The organism is Isoalcanivorax pacificus W11-5 (genome assembly GCF_000299335.2).
Classification (GTDB): Bacteria; Pseudomonadota; Gammaproteobacteria; order Pseudomonadales; family Alcanivoracaceae; genus Isoalcanivorax; species Isoalcanivorax pacificus.
In genome coordinates, this window is record NZ_CP004387.1 from 3,320,117 (window position 1) to 3,336,351 (window position 16,235).

General features: G+C 64.7%; 20 protein-coding genes. 5 read left to right on the top strand and 15 right to left on the bottom strand.

Annotated elements, in window-relative coordinates; translation table 11 throughout:
* Nucleotides 1–22 precede the first annotated feature (22 nt).
* Genes flgJ through flgB form a run of 9 tightly spaced genes read right to left on the bottom strand, consistent with a single transcriptional unit; the run spans nt 23 to nt 7,030 of the window.
* Nucleotides 23–913, bottom strand: coding sequence for a flagellar assembly peptidoglycan hydrolase FlgJ (gene flgJ / locus S7S_RS14855; RefSeq protein ID WP_008733727.1), 891 nt, complete (start codon nt 911–913; stop codon nt 23–25).
* Nucleotides 913–2,007 (bottom strand): flagellar basal body P-ring protein FlgI, encoded by a 1,095-nt coding sequence (locus S7S_RS14860; RefSeq protein ID WP_008733724.1) that lies wholly within the window; start codon nt 2,005–2,007, stop codon nt 913–915. The genes flgJ and S7S_RS14860 overlap by 1 nt, the downstream gene beginning before the upstream one ends.
* A 20-nt stretch (nt 2,008–2,027) precedes the next feature.
* Complete coding sequence (locus S7S_RS14865) at nt 2,028–2,690, bottom strand: flagellar basal body L-ring protein FlgH (protein ID WP_008733722.1); 663 nt, start codon at nt 2,688–2,690, stop codon at nt 2,028–2,030.
* A gap of 16 nt (nt 2,691–2,706) precedes the next feature.
* Nucleotides 2,707–3,489, bottom strand: coding sequence for a flagellar basal-body rod protein FlgG (flgG, locus tag S7S_RS14870; RefSeq protein WP_008733721.1), 783 nt, complete (start codon nt 3,487–3,489; stop codon nt 2,707–2,709).
* Between the two features lie 23 nt (nt 3,490–3,512).
* Complete coding sequence (locus S7S_RS14875) at nt 3,513–4,271, bottom strand: flagellar basal body rod protein FlgF (RefSeq protein ID WP_008733718.1); 759 nt, start codon at nt 4,269–4,271, stop codon at nt 3,513–3,515.
* A gap of 12 nt (nt 4,272–4,283) precedes the next feature.
* Nucleotides 4,284–5,474 (bottom strand): flagellar hook protein FlgE, encoded by a 1,191-nt coding sequence (flgE, locus tag S7S_RS14880; protein WP_008733717.1) that lies wholly within the window; start codon nt 5,472–5,474, stop codon nt 4,284–4,286.
* Nucleotides 5,475–5,514: 40 nt separating this feature from the next.
* Nucleotides 5,515–6,198 carry a flagellar hook assembly protein FlgD gene (gene flgD / locus S7S_RS14885; RefSeq protein ID WP_008733715.1) on the bottom strand — a complete coding sequence of 228 codons (684 nt, stop codon included), beginning with the start codon at nt 6,196–6,198 and terminating at the stop codon, nt 5,515–5,517.
* Entirely contained in the window at nt 6,198–6,602 is a 405-nt protein-coding gene (gene flgC, locus S7S_RS14890; protein WP_008733713.1) for a flagellar basal body rod protein FlgC, read from the bottom strand. Before flgC ends, flgD begins: the two co-directional genes overlap by 1 nt.
* 14 nt (nt 6,603–6,616) lie before the next feature.
* On the bottom strand, nt 6,617–7,030 hold the full coding sequence (flgB, locus tag S7S_RS14895; protein ID WP_008733711.1) for a flagellar basal body rod protein FlgB: 414 nt from the start codon (nt 7,028–7,030) through the stop codon (nt 6,617–6,619).
* A gap of 165 nt (nt 7,031–7,195) precedes the next feature.
* On the opposite strand from flgB, the gene flgA reads away from it, so the two are divergent.
* The 3 genes from flgA to S7S_RS14910 all read left to right on the top strand — a co-directional run bounded on the left by flgA (nt 7,196) and on the right by S7S_RS14910 (nt 8,745).
* Complete coding sequence (flgA, locus tag S7S_RS18935) at nt 7,196–7,888, top strand: flagellar basal body P-ring formation chaperone FlgA (protein ID WP_008733709.1); 693 nt, start codon at nt 7,196–7,198, stop codon at nt 7,886–7,888.
* A 105-nt stretch (nt 7,889–7,993) separates the two neighbouring features.
* Nucleotides 7,994–8,266: a flagellar biosynthesis anti-sigma factor FlgM gene (gene flgM, locus S7S_RS14905; protein ID WP_008733706.1), complete on the top strand. Its 273-nt coding sequence runs from the start codon at nt 7,994–7,996 to the stop codon at nt 8,264–8,266.
* Nucleotides 8,263–8,745: a flagella synthesis protein FlgN gene (locus tag S7S_RS14910; RefSeq protein ID WP_008733704.1), complete on the top strand. Its 483-nt coding sequence runs from the start codon at nt 8,263–8,265 to the stop codon at nt 8,743–8,745. The genes flgM and S7S_RS14910 overlap by 4 nt, the downstream gene beginning before the upstream one ends.
* Before the next feature lie 11 nt (nt 8,746–8,756).
* On the opposite strand, the gene sodC is transcribed toward S7S_RS14910, so the two are convergent.
* Nucleotides 8,757–9,341, bottom strand: a complete 585-nt coding sequence (gene sodC, locus S7S_RS14915) for a superoxide dismutase [Cu-Zn] SodC (RefSeq protein WP_238582902.1) — start codon at nt 9,339–9,341, stop codon at nt 8,757–8,759.
* A 213-nt stretch (nt 9,342–9,554) separates the two neighbouring features.
* On the opposite strand from sodC, the gene S7S_RS19705 reads away from it, so the two are divergent.
* Entirely contained in the window at nt 9,555–9,920 is a 366-nt protein-coding gene (locus S7S_RS19705) for a hypothetical protein (RefSeq protein WP_144401680.1), read from the top strand.
* Here S7S_RS19705 and S7S_RS14920 read toward each other — a convergent pair.
* Nucleotides 9,889–11,004, bottom strand: a complete 1,116-nt coding sequence (locus S7S_RS14920; RefSeq protein ID WP_008733700.1) for an NADH:flavin oxidoreductase — start codon at nt 11,002–11,004, stop codon at nt 9,889–9,891. The genes S7S_RS19705 and S7S_RS14920 overlap by 32 nt on opposite strands.
* Before the next feature lie 114 nt (nt 11,005–11,118).
* Here S7S_RS14920 and S7S_RS14925 point away from each other — a divergent pair, with 114 nt between their 5' ends.
* Nucleotides 11,119–11,568, top strand: a complete 450-nt coding sequence (locus S7S_RS14925) for a winged helix-turn-helix transcriptional regulator (RefSeq protein WP_008733698.1) — start codon at nt 11,119–11,121, stop codon at nt 11,566–11,568.
* 4 nt (nt 11,569–11,572) lie between these two features.
* Here the strand turns inward: S7S_RS14925 and S7S_RS14930 are convergent, their stop codons facing one another.
* Genes S7S_RS14930 through coxB form a run of 4 tightly spaced genes read right to left on the bottom strand, consistent with a single transcriptional unit; the run spans nt 11,573 to nt 16,129 of the window.
* Nucleotides 11,573–12,349, bottom strand: a complete 777-nt coding sequence (locus tag S7S_RS14930) for a cytochrome c oxidase assembly protein (RefSeq protein ID WP_008733696.1) — start codon at nt 12,347–12,349, stop codon at nt 11,573–11,575.
* Nucleotides 12,346–12,711 (bottom strand): hypothetical protein, encoded by a 366-nt coding sequence (locus tag S7S_RS14935; protein WP_008733694.1) that lies wholly within the window; start codon nt 12,709–12,711, stop codon nt 12,346–12,348. The genes S7S_RS14930 and S7S_RS14935 overlap by 4 nt, the downstream gene beginning before the upstream one ends.
* Complete coding sequence (ctaD, locus tag S7S_RS14940) at nt 12,711–15,257, bottom strand: cytochrome c oxidase subunit I (RefSeq protein WP_008733692.1); 2,547 nt, start codon at nt 15,255–15,257, stop codon at nt 12,711–12,713. Before ctaD ends, S7S_RS14935 begins: the two co-directional genes overlap by 1 nt.
* Nucleotides 15,254–16,129, bottom strand: a complete 876-nt coding sequence (coxB, locus tag S7S_RS14945; RefSeq protein WP_202966505.1) for a cytochrome c oxidase subunit II — start codon at nt 16,127–16,129, stop codon at nt 15,254–15,256. Before coxB ends, ctaD begins: the two co-directional genes overlap by 4 nt.
* Nucleotides 16,130–16,235 lie beyond the last annotated feature (106 nt).

Sequence of the window (16,235 nt, forward strand, 5' to 3'; positions counted from 1 at the left end):
CGCGGTTCACTTTAGCGCGCTGTTAAAAAAAAGCCGGTGCTGACGGCCTGATCGGGCCATCCGTCGAATCAAGCGCGGCAAGCGATTGATTTTCCGTGCCTGGCAGGTCGATGCCGCGCATGACTGCGATCAGTTTGTCTGCATAATCGGGATCGGTGGCATAACCACCGGCCTGCAACGCCTGGGCAGCGGCTTCGTCACTGGTGGCCGACAGCACACCGGCATAGCGCTCGTGTTGCGTGAGCAGGCGGCCGTGATCCGTCAGCGCAGCGTCCAGCGAGTCGTACACCCGGAAGTGATCAGTGACGCGCACGCGCTCGCCGTTGATGTACTCGTGGGTGACGACCTCGGTGGTTTCTCCGCGCCAGTCCGCGCCGGCCTTGATGCCGAACAGGTTGTGGCTGTCACGCCCGTCGGCGGTACGGATGTCATGCCGGCCCCAGCCGGTTTCCAGCGCCGCCTGGGCGATAATCAGTTTCGCCGGCACCCCGGTGCGGCCGGCAGCCGCCTGCGCGGCGGGCGCCAACCGCTCAATAAACCCGACCCGGCCGGAGGTGGCTTCAGCGCGGGGCGCTGGCGCAGCGCCCCACAATGGTTTCGGTGGTGCCAAAGGAGCGTCGCCGCTGAGCTGCCGCACCAGTTGCTCGGCCAGTCCGGTGCCACGGCCGGCCAGATGCACCGACAGTTGCTGGTCCAGCAGCGATTCATGAAAACGCACTGACGCGCTGTCCATCAGGTCCGCGCGCGGCGTGGCATCGCGCATACTTTTCAGCATCTGGTGCAGAAACAGCGCCTCGAATTGCGCTGCCGCGTTCTGCAGTTCGCGCTGTGGATCTTCGGCGGCACTGCGGCGTACCCGGGCCAGGCCCTGTACATCCAGCGCCAGCTGCTGGTTCAGGTTGCCGATGCTCATCAGAGAATCTCCAGTTCGGCACGCAACGCGCCGGCCGCCTTGAGTGCTTCCAGAATCGACATCAGGTCCTGCGGTGTCGCACCCAGTGCATTCAGCGCATCCACCACGGCCATCAGGTCCGCACCCTGTACCGTCTGCAGCGCGCCGGCCTGCTGGCTGATGGTGATCTCGCTGTCAGGCACCACCACCGTGTCGCCGTCGCCGAGCGGCGCCGGCTGACTGACGCCGAAGCGCGTATCGATCACCACCGACAGGTTGCCGTGGGCCACGGCGGCGGGGGCCAGCGTGACGCGCTGGTTAAGCACGACGGAGCCGGTCCGCGCATTGATCACCACCCGCGCCGGCGCGGCCATCGGCTCCACCTGGACCTGCTGCACGCGGGCCATGAAATTGACCCGCTCGTTGCTGTCGGTCGGGCCTTGCAGGCGGATCACGCGGCCATTCTGTGCCGCCGCGACCGGGTAGCCGAACTCGCCATTGACGGCCTCCACCACGCGCTGCGCCGTGCTGAAATCCGCCTGGTGCAATTGCAACTCCAGCAGGCCGCCATTGCGCCCCAGTTCCAGCGGCACTTCCCGTTCCACCATGGCGCCGCGGCTGATGCGGCCACCCGCCTGCTGGTTGATCTGCACACTGCTGCCACCGGCCTCGGCGCCCGCACCGCCCACCAGCAGGTTGCCCTGGGCAATGGCATAGGTGGTGCCGTCCACGCCTTTCAGCGGGGTCAGCAACAGCGTGCCGCCACGCAGGCTGCGTGCATTGCCGATCGACGACACCACCACATCCAGGCGTTGTCCCGGGCGCGAAAACGGCGGCAGTTCTGCGGTCACCATCACCGCCGCGATATTGCGCAGCTGCATATTGGTACCGGCCGGCACGGTGATGCCCAGTTGCGAAAACATGTTCACCAGTGACTGGGTGGTGAACGGCGTCTGCATGGTCTGGTCACCGGAGCCGTCCAGCCCCACCACCAGCCCATAGCCCACCAGCACGTTGGCGCGCACGCCGGCGAAATCCGCCAGCTCGCGCAGCGGTGCTGCCAGCGCGTTCGCGCTGATCAGCAGCAGCACCAGCGACAGTCCGATCCGTTTCATGCCCGAGCTCCGTCGCTGTATCAGAAGGGGGAAATGTTCAGGAAAAGACGCTGCAACCAGCCCATGTGCTGCGCCTCATTGATATAGCCATCGCCGACATATTCGATCCGCGCGTCCGCCACACGGGTGGACAGCACGCTGTTGTCGCCACGGATGGCACTGGGGTCCACCACACCGGAGAAGCGGATGAATTCCACCCCCTGGTTGATGCCGATCTGCTTTTCGCCACGCACGCGCAGGTTGCCGTTGCCCATCACACCCAGCACGGTCACGGTGATGGTGCCGGTGAAGCTGTTGTTCGCCTGTGCGCCACCACCGCCCTCGAAATCGTTCTTGCCGGTCATCACGAAGCCGTACTCGGCCAGCGTTTCCAGCGCCTCGGGCACCTGTTCCATTTCAAAGCTGGCGCCGCCGGAACGGCTGGCGTTGCTGCGGGCGTTCTTGCTGGCGCTAACCTGTTCATCCAGCACGATAGTGAGCACGTCGCCGATCAGGCGCGGGCGACGGTCCTCGAACAGCGGATAGTAACCACGGCTGGCCTGGTAAATGCTGCCGTTGGCCAGCGGCGGCGGTGGCTCGGGAATATCCACCTGTTCCTGTTCGCCGACCACGGACGGGCGCGGCAATTGCGCGCACCCGCCCAGCAACACCACGCCGAGAAGCACACTCCGCATCAGGTCCATGCCGCGCTCCCGTCCGTTACAGCTGGCTCAGCCGGGCCAGCATTTCATCCGAGGTCTGCACGGCCTTGCTGTTGATTTCATAGGCACGCTGGGTCTGGATCATGCTGACCATTTCCTCCACCACGTTGACGTTGGAGGTCTCGACATAGTTCTGGTACAGCCGGCCGGCACCGTTGAGGCCCGGTGTGCTTTCCACGCGCATGCCGGAGGCACTGGTTTCCCGGTAGAGGTTTTCGCCAACGCTTTCCAGGCCGGCCGGATTGACGAACGTGGACAACGTGAGCTGGCCGACATCGCGGGACTGGTTTGAGCCCGGCTCGGTCACCGACACGATACCGTCCTGGCCGATGGACACCGACAGCGCGTTCTGCGGGATGATCACAGCCGGTTCCAGCGGGTAGCCGGAGGACGTCACCATCTGGCCGTTTTCATCCAGCTGGAAACTGCCGTCGCGGGTGTAGGCGATATTGCCGTCGGGCATCAGTACCTGGAAAAAACCCTGGCCATTGATCGCCAGATCGCGCGAGTTGCCCGTGTTCTCCAGGCCGCCCTGGCTGTGCAGCCGTTCGGTCGCCACCGGACGCACACCGGAACCGATCTGCAAACCCGACGGCAGGCGGTTCTGCACATCGTTCGCGCTGCCCGGCTGGCGCAGGTTCTGGTACAGCAGGTCTTCGAACACGGCGCGGGATTTCTTGAAACCGTTGGTGCTGACGTTGGCCAGGTTGTTGGCAATCACGTCCATTTTCACCTGTTGCGATTCCAGCCCGGTCTTGGCCGTCCAGAGGGATTTGATCATGTCACGTGCTCCTGTGTACCGGCTCAGCCCTGCAGCGACAGCAGGCTGTTGGCGCGTTGGGCGTTGTCATCGGCGCTTTGCAGCACCTTCATCTGCATTTCGTAGCGGCGCGCGCTGCCGATCATGTCGACCATGGTGGCCACGGTACTGACGTTGCTGCCTTCCAGTGCACCGGAAAGCAGCCGCGCGTTGTCATCCGCCGGCAGGACGGCGACGTTGCCGTCGGCATCCGCCGCCGGACGAAACAGACCGTCGTCACCGCGCACCAGCGTCACGGCGCCGGCATTCACCAGTTTCATGCGGCCGGCTTCCACCACCGCGCCCGGGTCCTCACCGGGACCGAGCACGCTGAGCGTCCCGTCGGCGCCCATGAACACCTGCGCGCCCGGCGGAATCACCACTGGCCCGGCATCACCGATCACCGGCCGGCCTGCGCTGCGCAGCAGGCCGTCGCCATCGATCTGCAGGTCACCGCGCCGGGTGTAGGCTTCCGCGCCGTCGGCGCCCTGCACCGCCAGCCAGGCGTCGCCCTGCAACGCCACGTCGAGATCACGGCCGGTGGCGTTCACCGCTCCGGTGGAAAAATCGGAGCCGGGCGTGGTGGCCATCACCGAGACGCGCGTCGGCAACAGACCATCGCCCTGCACCGGCACCGCGCGCAGGGCATGCAGTTGCGCGCGAAAACCGCTGGTGGTGGCGTTGGCCAGGTTGTGGCTGATCACCGACTGCTGTTCCATGCTCTGCCGGGCACCGCTCATGGCGGTGTAGAGAATGCGGTCCATGGTTCAACTCCGTCAGCGCAGGTTGACGGCGCTTTGCAGCACTTCGTCCTGCACCTTGATGGTCTGGGTGTTGGCCTGGTAATTGCGCTGCGCAATGATCAGGTCGACCAGTGCGCGGGTGAGGTCGACGTTGGAGGTTTCCACCACGCCGCTTTCCAGTGAACCGAACATGCCACTGCCCGGCAGGCCCAGCAGTGGCTGCCCGGATGTCGCGGTTTCCACCCAGACGTTGTCACCGGCGGCCTGCAGGCCTTCCGGGTTGCGGAAGTCGGCCAGCGCGATGGTGCCAAGCACTTGCGAGCGTTCGTTGGAGTAGTTGCCCACCACGTTGCCGGCGTCATCGAAAGTGATGCCCACCAGGGTGCCGGCGGTGTAGCCGTTCTGGTTCAGGTTATCCAGGTTGAAGTCCTGGCCAAACTGGGTCGTGCCGTCGAACGCCAGCGCAAAGTTCAGCGCGTCGGCACCGCCGCCCGGCGTGAAACCATAGGTCGGGAAAGTGCTGGCGGCTTCGTTGAGCAGGCCATTGCTGTCGAACACCAGCTCGCCCACGTTCGCCGCATCGGCATTGCCGTCCACCGCCACGCGCACTTCCCAGGTATTGTCGGCCGTTTTGCTGAAGTACATGGTCATGGTGTGTTCGACACCGAGGGAATCAAATGCCGTGCCGGTGTTGGCGTAGGAATAGCTGTTGCCATCGGCCGGGTCGAACGGCACGGTGGCGCGGTCGATCAGGTCGGCGCGGGCATCCAGATTGAAACTCGCCTCCACGCCCGTGGTCGCGGTGGCGTTCATGGCGCCGGAGGGCACCTGCAGTGGCACCGGCTGGCCACCGGTGCCGACGCCCGCCGGAAAGCCGGTCAGGCGCGCGCCCTGTGCATTTTCCAGGTAGCCCTCCGGCGTCATGATGAGCTGGCCATTCCGCGAATAGACTACCTGCTCGCCCTGCATGAAACGGAAAAAGCCGGTGCCTGCCACCGCCAGGTCAAGGTTGCGGCCGGTGGTTTCCAGTGTGCCGTCGGAGAAATCCTGCAACACCGCCGCCACTCTTGTCCCCAGGCCCACCTGGGCGCCGGCATAGACATCGGCGAACTGCACGCTGCTGCCCTTGAAACCGACGGTTTGCGAGTTGGCGATATTGTTGCCCACCACATCCAGATTCATCGCCGCGGCGTTGAGACCGCTCAGTGCCTGTGAAAAGCCCATCGTTGTGCTCCTTGAAACAGATTGGTTAACGGCGACGGATTCAGAGAATCTGCCGGATGTCCTCCAGGGAAACGGGTTCGGCGACACCGCCGAGATCAAGCCGTGGCGCACCATCGCTGCCGGTGCTGATACCACTGACCAGGGCATAGCTGAGCGTGGTCACCGGCAGCGTCTCGTCGTTCAGGCTGGCTTCCACGCTGACGCTGTAGGCGCCCTTCGGTGCGGTCGTGCCGTCTTCCAGCTGGGCATCCCAGACAAACGATTCGACACCGGCTTTCATTTCGCCCAGTTCATAGCGGCTCACGACCTGGCCACTGGCGTCGCGGATAGTGACCACCACATTGTCCGCCGGCGTCTTCAGTTCAATGCCGAAAGGCGTGGTGGCACCTTCATCGCCGACCAGCACCCGTTCACCCGGCACCAGCACGCCCTTGCCGATCAGGCCGGCCGCCTGCAGGACGCGGCTGGCATCGAGCTGGCCGGTGATATTTTCCAGTGTCGCGTTGAGTTCCTGGACGCCGCTGACAGTGTTGATCTGGGCAAGCTGCGAGGTCATCTCCGCATTGTCCATCGGGTTCATCGGATCCTGGTTCTTGAGCTGCGTGACCAGCAGCGTCATGAAACTGTCCTGCAAATCCTGCGCGGTGCCACGGCTGTTCTTGCCACCCCCGTTGATCGCGCCCAGCACATTGCTGTCAACCGTGTTCTGCGTCGCCACCGCCATCAGCTTTCTCCCAGGGTCAATGTCTTGTTCAGCAGTTGCTTGCTGGTGTTGAGCACTTCCACATTGGCCTGGTACGAACGCGAGGCCGCGATCATGTTGACCATCTCATCCACCGGCTCCACGTTCGGCATCGACACATACCCCTGCGCATCCGCCAGTGGATGGTGCGGCTGGTATTCGCGCTTCAGTGGCGCGTCACTCTCCAGCACCCCGGTCACCCGCACGCCACCGGTGGACTGCGCATCGGCCTGGCTTTCAAACATCACCTGCCGTGCGCGGTACGGCTCGCCATCCGGGCCGGCGACACTGTCGGCATTGGCCAGGTTGCTGGCCGAGACATTCATGCGTTGCGACTGCGCGCTCAGCGCGGAGCCGGAGATATCAAACACGGAAAACAGCGACATCGGTGCTTCTCCCTTTATTCAGGCTGCATCGCGGATTTCAGGCCCTGGATGCGGCTGTTGAGCATCGTCAGTGCCGCCTGGTAGCGCATCGCGTTCTCGGCGAAGGCAACCCGTTCGCGATCCATGTCCACCGTGTTGCCGTCCAGGCTCGGTTGTTCCGGTACGCGGTACAAAAGCTCATGCAGCGGCGACGACTGGCCGGCAGCATCAAGGTGGCGCGCCGAGGTGGTGCGCAGGGACAACCCCTGCGATGCCGCGCGGCCCGATTGCAGGGCACTGGACAGTTCCCGGGAAAAATCGAAGTCGCGCGCTTTGAAATGGGGCGTGTCGGCGTTGGCAATATTGCTGGCCAGCACACGCTGTCGTTCGTGGCGCAGGTTCAGTGCTTCCTGATGAAAATTCAGCGCGCCGGCGAGTTTGTCGATCATCTGCTTGCCCCTGGGTCGGGTCTCCATTTGAGCAACAGCCTAAACGGGGCACGGCCAGGGCAAACGCGGAAACAGGCCGTTATTTGGTCGCTATTTCGGTTATTCGCGGTTTCCCGCCACCCCTAGAATGCGGGACAGACACCCATCCACCGCGAGGGACAAGTTATGCAACCATTGCGCCCCACCCTGCTGCGCTGGCTGTGCGGCCTGAGTTTTTCTGCACTGGCCGTGCACGCCCCGGCTGACCCGCTGACCGACGCCGCGCTGGCACTGCTGCAGGCGCACACACAAGGCCTGGCGGAAGAGGTCCGCATCACCGTGCAACCCGCGACGGTGACGGCCGGTGACTGCCCGGCGCCCATGGCCTTTCTGCCCGGCGCCGCGCAGGACGCGTCACAGCTGGCGCGCGGTGGACGTGTGACTGTCGGTGTGCGTTGCGCAGAGCAGGTACGGTATCTGCAGGCGCAGGTCAGCGTGATCGGCCCGTACTGGGTGGCGGCCTCGGATATCGACGCCGGCACCACCGTGACGCATGCCCTGTTGCGCGAGGAACGCGGCGACCTCAGCCGCTTGCCGCACCAGGCCCTGCGCGAGGCAGACGCGGCGGTGGGCCGGCAGAGCACCCGGCCGCTGAGTGCCGGCACCGTACTCCAGGCACAGCACCTGCGCGCTGTCCCGCTGGTGACACGGCGCCAGCAGGTGGTGATGGAAGCCGACGGCGCCGGGTTCAAGATCACCCGTGACGTGGTGGCACTGGACGATGGTGCGCGCGGTGATCTGGTGCGGGTACAGCTTGACCCCCGCACCCAGCTCAACGCCGAGGTGATCGGCCCCGGCCGGGTGCACGCCGCCCGCTGACGCGGCTGATCCTGCCGGGAGCCCGGCCAGCCCGGCTGTTTTTGAACCTAAAGTTATCCCGGCCCGGGCCGATAGAACCGGCAGGGCCAGAATGGAGATCGTCCATTGAAAATCGACAAGCTCACTCCGTTGACGTCGCCGGGCAGCCTGGCGCCGGGCAAGCAGACTGACCGCAGCGCCGGCGCGGGCGATGCCTCCGCCGGCAGCAGCGCGGCGGTCACTCACCTGCGCCATCAGGGCAGCAGTGATCAGGACATCAATACCGCCCGGGTGGAGGAAATCCGCCAGGCCATCAGCGAGGGGCGGCTGGAAATCCGCACCGACCAGATCGCCGACGCGCTGATCGCCAGCGTGCGCGACCTGCTGGGCCGTTCATGAACGCCGCTGCCCAGACACCGCTGCAGCGCCACATCGCGCAGCAACAGGGACAACTGGAGACGCTGTCAGCGCTGCTACAGCGCGAACGCACGGTGCTGCAACAGGGCGAACCGGACAGCCATCTGCTGGCCGATCTGGCTGCGGGCAAACAGCAATTGCTGGAAGATCTGAATCTGCGCGAACAGCGCCGGCGGGCGGTCCAGCAACAGCTCGGCTTCGAGGACAGCGCCGACGGCGATACCGAAGCAGCCACCCGGCAGGGTTGCCTGCCCGGCTGGCACGCTGTGCAGGCACTGGCCGCGGAGGTGGCGCGGCAGAATCGTCTGAATGGCCTGCTGATCGACATGCGGCTGCACCACAATCAGCGGATGCTGAATTTTCTGCGGGATTGCGCGCGCGAGGCCAATCCGGAAAGCGGCCTGTACGGCCCGGACGGCCAGGCCCGCCAGGGGAGCGGGCAAATCAGTTCACGGGTATGAGCGGGAGATGTTCAGCGGATCACGCCACACAGCATGCGCGTGCCACCGCCCCCCAGCGCTTGCGGCTGGTCGGCATGGTTGTCACCGCCGGCATGCACCACCAGCGCGCGGCCGCGCAGTGTCGCCACCTGGGTCAGGCGTGGTGCCAGCACCGGCTGGGTCGCGCGCCCGGTGGCGTCGACAAACAACGGCGGCAGGTCACCCAGATGGCCGTTGCCCCAGGGGCTGCCGTGCCGGCCGGCGTCGTCCGGATCATAATGCCCGCCGGCGGCCAGCGCCGGTCCGGTCTCACCGTCCGGCCCGGTAGGGCCACAGTCGCCGTGCACATGGATATGAAACCCGTGCAACCCGGCACTGCTTTCCGGCAGGCCGGAAAGATTTGGCGTAAACACCACGCCGTGCCCAGTTTCGGTAATGGCAATACGCCCCGCTTCCTTGCCCACGCCCTGCTCGCTGACGTAGTGCATCGTTACCGTCGTATCGTTCCGGGACGCACCACCGAGCGCAATCGCCCACAAGGGTAACGCCACCACTGCGAACAACACGCCCAGACGGGTATGAACGACACCTGCACCAACTTCATGACTCCGAAACACCTGACACTCCTGTTTCATCCGTGACTTGCATGACCTGAATGCGTACTCCGGCAGAGGCTCGACGCATCGGGCAGAACCTGCAGAGTTTGCATGGCGTGAAGTGTGATGGCTGTCGCAGGCCCTGTATATTGTGGCCATCTGACATCATCTTAAAAAACGCAACAGAGTTGGCGCTTTTTTTGGGTCATGTTCACTTTTTTGTTCAGGAATCCGATGCAGCAGAAACAGAACGGATGCAAACAGGCCACCGCGATGCACAATGCCGCATCGGACGTCTATTTTTTCGCAGGCAAACCGCTCACGCAGCAGTGTTTCCAGATAAAGTGCGCGCATCAAAATGCAACAGCATCACTACGCAAACCGGGAAACATAATTTTACCGTTCATTTATTTTTACTACGCACTGCATGCACGTATGAACAGTAAAAAAGTTAATGCAAAGGAAGGGAGAAGATTATCGTCAGGCGGGATGGTGGACGGCTGTCCACGAAGCCAGCCGGACGACCGCGCGCAACGACGCGATGACCGGCTGGCCACCTTTGCAGCGATCAGCTCAGGGACATCAGTGCCTCTTTCGTGAACGGGCGGATCTCATCGGCACGTTGCTCGACCAGCTTCTGCAGCCATTGCGGGTCCACCAGCAACGCCCGGCCGACGGCGACCAGATCGAATTCGTCGGCGGCCATGCGGCGCAGCAATTCATCCAGCCCGACCGGATTGGCGTCACCGCCCATTCCCATGTTCTTGCCACCGATAAAGTCATCATCCAGGCCAACGCTGCCGACGCTCATGGTCGGCTTGCCGGTCAGCTTGCGGGTCCAGCCGGCCAGGTTCAGGTCCGAGCCGTCGAATTCCGGCACCCAGAAACGGCGCGTGCTGGCGTGGAAGATGTCGACGCCGGCCTCGACCAGCGGCGCCAGCAACTGGGCAAGCTCCTCGGGCGTCTGCGCCAGGCGGGCGTCGTAGTCCTGCTGTTTCCACTGCGAAAAGCGGAACACGATGGCAAAATCCTCACCCACCGCCGCGCGCACTGCCGCCACCACTTCGGTCGCGAAACGGGTGCGCTTGAGCAGCGAGCCGCCGTAGGCGTCCTCGCGCACATTGGTGCCTTCCCACAGGAACTGGTCGATCAGATAGCCGTGTGCGCCGTGGATCTCGACGCCGTCGAAGCCCACCGCCCTGGCGTCGCGCGCCGCCTGGGCAAAGGCCGCCACGACCTCGTCAATGTCCTGCTGCGTCATGGCACGGCCATTCGCCTTGCCCGGCTTGAACAGCCCGGACGGGCTGTAGCCCGGCACGGACGGATCCGGGCCCACGCCTTCTTTGCGCACCGCCCCCACATGCCACAACTGCGGAATGATCTGCCCACCGGCCGCATGCACGTCGTCCACCACCTGCTTCCAGCCAGCCAGCGCCGCTTCGCCGTGGATCGCCGGCACCCGGTCATACCCCGTGGCCGCCGCATGGCCGACGGTGGTGCCCTCGGTGATGATCAGGCCGACGCCCCCTTCCGCGCGGCGACGGTAATAGCCGGCCACCTGCTCATTGGCGACAAAGCCGGGCGAGAAAGTGCGCGTCATCGGCGCCATGGCGACCCGGTTGCGCAGGGTCAGGGATTTGCACTGGAAGGGCCGCAGCAGAGGGGCCAGAGCGGGATCGGACATGAGAGGGCTCCTGCAACCGGCGACCCGGGTCGCCAGCAGATGGTTTCAATTTGAAACCACGGACGATAAGCAGTACGGTTTCATTTTGCAACCACTCTCTCTACACTGGCACGCATGAACCGAAAAGACCCCGCTGCCCTGCACGAAGAATGCTGCGCCATCACCCGCGCCCTCACCCAGATCGGCGACTGGTGGTCGCTGATGATCGTGCGCGAGGCGATGCTCGGCACGCGCCGTTTCAGCGACTTCCAGCAGGCGCTGGGTATTGCCCGCAACATCCTCTGCAATCGCCTGAACCGGCTGGTGGAAGCCGGCGTGCTCAACCGCGTGGAAACCGACGAGGCTGGCCGGCGCCCGGAGTACCGCCTGACCGAAAAAGGCCGCGACCTGTTCGTGGCGCTGACCGCGCTGCGCCAGTGGGGTGACAAGTGGATTCTCACCGACCGGCCGCCGCTGACATTGCGCGACCGCCACAGCGGCCGCCCGGTACGGCCGGTGCAGGTGCTGGATGCCGACGGCACGCCTCTGGGCCTGCATGAGGTCACCGTCGACGACGCGCGCTGACCAATCAGGCGGGCTGCATGCGCCGCCACCAGCGCCAGCCACACCAGGCGGAGGCGACCAGATACGGCAATCCGCCCATGACCCACATCAGCAGGCCCGCCAGTTGCTGGTCCGCCACGCTGCGCGCGTCGCCATAAAAACTGCGATCCGAAAACGTCAGCAACGCGCCGAGAAAACCGGTCTGCATCAGTGTGAACAATAACGCCACCAGTGCCGCCGGCGTGCCACGCAGGCTGCTGCGCAGCACCGCCCACCACAGCAGCCCGGCGCTGATCAGGAAGCAGGCATGTTCGAGCACATGCACCCATTCGTTGTGCAGCGCCCAGCGGTACAGCACGGGCACATGCCAGCCCCACACCACCAGCGCATGCAGCAGCGCCATCGCCATCGGGAAGCGCGCGCCGCGTAACAGCGGCCGCAACAGATGGCGGCTGCCACCAAACGCCGCCTGATATTGCGGCAGCGGCCGCACCAGCACCAACAGCGGCGCAATCACCACCATCATCAGCATGTGCTGCACCATGTGTGCCGATGCGCTGGTTTCCGCCAGCTCGTCCAGCGGGCCAAACAGGGTCAACGCAGTAATCAGCAACGTGACATGAAACAACGCGAGAGAGGCTCCGCCCGGCGCCACGCGGCGACAACCTGCCAGGTACAGCGCCCACAGCATCCCTAGCAGCAGCGCAGCCAGCCACACCGGCAGGCCCGCTTCCCCGGACAGCGGAGAGTGCGCCCAGGCCGGGCTGCTCCAGAGCAGCAGCAGTGGCAGCCCCCGGCTCACAGGCAAGGCGGCAGGACCACGGCCGGCAGCCCCACGGCCAGCGTGACCAGCGCCGCCACCAGGTCCAGCGCAACAGAAAGACGCACAATAAAACGCTGCGAAGAGGACAGCGCACGCCACATACGTCGTGCGCTGCGCCAGTTGTGATGGGCCAGAAACAGCAGCAGCCCGCAGGTCAGCATGGTGAAGGCCATCAGCACCAGGTTCACGGACGTCAGCGAGCCCTGTTGCAACCCGCCCGGCTGCTGTTCACAGGCCACGGACAGCCCCGCGTAGATGATCACAAACCATACCGCCCAGATGCTCAGCCCCACCACAAGCTGAACCGGATGGTACGGCGAACGAAGGCTGTCATCCTGCATCACACACCTCCCCAGCCCAACGGCCACAACACCACGGCGGCAAAGGTCACGCCGCAGACCAGTGCGCAGTATGCCCACCAGTATTCCACCACCGCCGGCTCGTAAGGCGCGAGCCGGCCCACATATCCATAACGCACACGCAGCGCCTGCAACGCCGTCATCAGCGTCGCCAGCATGCAATGCAACAACAGATACAACAGAAACACCGTGATCACTGCGTCATGCGAGGTAGCGCGCGGCGCGAGCACGGAGCCGTGCCAGGTGGCGACCAGCGTCATGCATTGCGCCAGCCCGATCGCGGCAATCAGCCAGAGCGCCCGCTCCAGCCCCTCGTCCTTGCCGTCACGCAGGCACTGCACCCGACGCCGGAACAGCCACCAGCCACCGACCATCAGCACGCTGGCCAGCAGCCACATGGGCCAGTCAACACGGCTGTCCACCGGCAACTGCCACTGCGGTGCCACCGTCCACAGATAAAACCAGCCGAACAGCAGCGCCATGTACAGCGCGCCGTTGGCCAGCAGCGTGACCACCATGCCCCACAAACCCGGCCCGTCGAAGGTGCGCGAATGCAGCGGCGGATCGCCTTCGGCCGTGCGTGCATCCGGCGCCGCGTTCGGGTGCGCACCGTTTTCCCACGACCAGCGCAGCAGCAATGCCAACACAACCCCGGCCGCCAGCGCCGCCAGCAGATACTGTTTGGCCAGCAACCCGATGCACATCACCGCCAGCACCAGTGCCGCCACAAAAGGCCACCAGGAATTGCCAGGCAGATGCACTATTTCGCGCACGCGACCACTGACCGGATCACTGCCCCAGGTTTCGCGCCGGCCATGGTCAGCCACTGAGAGCGCGTAGCGCCCTTCGGCAATCGCTTCCGGCAGCGACGGGTCATCCCAAAGCGGATGCCGCGATGTCACCGGCGGCAGGCTCATGAAGTTGTACGGGCTGGGTGGTGTGGCAGTGGCCCATTCGAGGGTGTCCGCCTGCCATGGATTGATGCCGGCGCGGCGGCCGTAGAGCCCGTGTATCAGCAGATCAAGCAGCACCACTGCCACACCAGCGGCCATCACGAAACTGCCCACGGAGGAGATCAGGTTCGGCCAGTCCCAGCCGAGCCCTGCTTCGTAGGTATAAACGCGGCGCGGCATGCCGAGCAGGCCGGTGAGATGCATCACCAGGAAGGTGAGATTGAAACCGCCGAAGGTCAGCCAGAAGCCCCAGCGCGACAGTGTGCGCGACGGCATGCGGCCGGTGAAATGCGGCAGCCAGTAATACAGCCCGGCCACCAGCGGAAACAGCATGCCGCCGACCAGCACATAGTGCATGTGTGCAACGACAAAATGGGTGTCATGCACCTGCCAGTTGAACGGCACCAGCGCCAGCATGACACCGGTCAGGCCGCCGGTGATGAAGATCACCAGAAACCCGGTGATCCACAGCATCGGCACATGAAACACCGGCCGCCCGGTCCACAGCGTCGCCAGCCAGGCGAAGATCTGCACGCCGGTCGGTATCGCCACCAGCATGCTGGCCATGGAAAAAAACGCCTGCGCCAGTTGCGGAATGCCGATGGTGAACATGTGGTGCACCCACAGCCCGAAACTGATGAACGCGGTGGTGATCACCGACAGCACCACCCAGCGATAGCCGACAATGGGACGCCGCGCGAACACCGGCAGGATGGTCGAAACGATGCCCGCCGCCGGCAGGAAAATGATGTATACCTCAGGGTGCCCGAACAGCCAGAACAGATGCTGCCAGAGCACCGGGTCGCCGCCACGCGCCACATCAAAGAACGGCAGGCCGGCGGCCCGTTCCAGCTCCAGCAGGATGCTGCCCAGAATCAACGGCGGGAAACCGAATACGATCATCAGGGCCATGGCGAGGATGTACCAGGCGAACAGCGGCATGGTCTGCAGCGTCATGCCCCGGGTGCGCGTGCGCATGATCGACACCACCAGTTCGACCCCGGCGGAAACGGCGGAAATTTCCACGAACGTGATACCGATCAGCCAGAAATCCGCGTTCAGTCCGGGCGTGTGCTCGGCCCCGGAAAGCGGTGTATACATGAACCAGCCGGTGTCCGGTGCAATACCCAGTGCAAGGCTGGACAGCAGAATGGCGCCGCCAAAAATGTAACACCAGAACCCGAACGCACTCAGGCGCGGAAACACCAGATCGCGGGCGCCGATCATTTTCGGGATCAGGTACATGGCCAGCCCTTCCAGCACCGGCACCGCGAACAAAAACATCATCACCGTGCCGTGCATGGTAAACAGCTGGTTGTAGATGTCCGGTGGCAACCAGTCCTGGCCAGGCAAGGCGAGTTGCGTGCGCATCAGCATGGCCATCAGCCCGCCAAGCAGGAAGAACACGCCGCCAGCCAGCATGAAATTACGGCCAACGGTGGTGTGATTGACGATGGTCAGCGTGCGCAGCCCGCGCGGATTGCCCCAGACGCGATTGAATTCATCGTGCCGCCGGCCGGCGTCGCCGCGTGCCGGGTCGAGCGCCGGGGGCGCCATCGTGCCGAAGCCGCTCATGGCAGGCTCTCCAGCCAGGCGACAATGGCCGGCTGCCGGGCCGGCACCAGCGCACGATGCGCAGGCACACCCGGTGCCGAGAAACCTGCATCATGGCCCTGCAGCCAGCCCAGCAGGCCCTCTTTGCGCAGGGCCACGGTGGTCAGGTCCGGCCCGCTGCCCTGCGGCGCCACACCGCGCACACCATGACACGCAGCGCAATGTGCCCGGAACGCTGCACGCCCCTCTGTGTGTGCGCTGTCGCGTGCGACCGGTTGCTGCTGTTGCGACAACCACTGCTCGAACGCCGGCGCCGCCATCACCTCGACATCCATCGCCATATGCGCGTGGCCCAGGCCGCAGAACTCTGCGCACTGTGCACGCATGACGCCGGTTTCTGTGGCACGCAGCCGCAACACATTGCTGCGGCCGGGAATCGCATCGATCTTGCCGCCCAGACGCGGCACCCAGAAGGCATGGATCACATCGGCACTGCGCACGTGCAGGTCCACCGGTCTGGCGACGGGCAGGTGCAACCTGTTGGCGGTGGTCACGCCAGCGTCCGGATAATGCACCTGCCACCACCACTGGTGGCCGGTTATTTCAATCCGCAACGGCGCTGTGCCGTCATCCGGCCAGGGCAACATGCCGTGACCGGCAGGAATGCCAAACCCCAGCAATACCACGATCGCAGTCACCGGCAGCAGCACACCGCCGCCGATCATCAGCCGGCGCTGAGTCCGTCGCTGTTGCGCCATGTCAGGCGTCTCGCGCCGGGTACGCAGGGCATACAGCCACAATGCGGTGAAGGCCGCCGTCACCAGCACCGACACACCGAACATGCCCCACCAGAGCGCGGCGGTAACGCGCGCAGCATCACCCGCCGGCTGCAACGTGGACTGCGGTCCGTCGCAGCCGCTCAGACAAAACAGCCCGGCCGGCAGCAGCAATCTGAAAAAAACATCAAATATTGTGCGCCCGCCGGCAGCGACCGGTAGT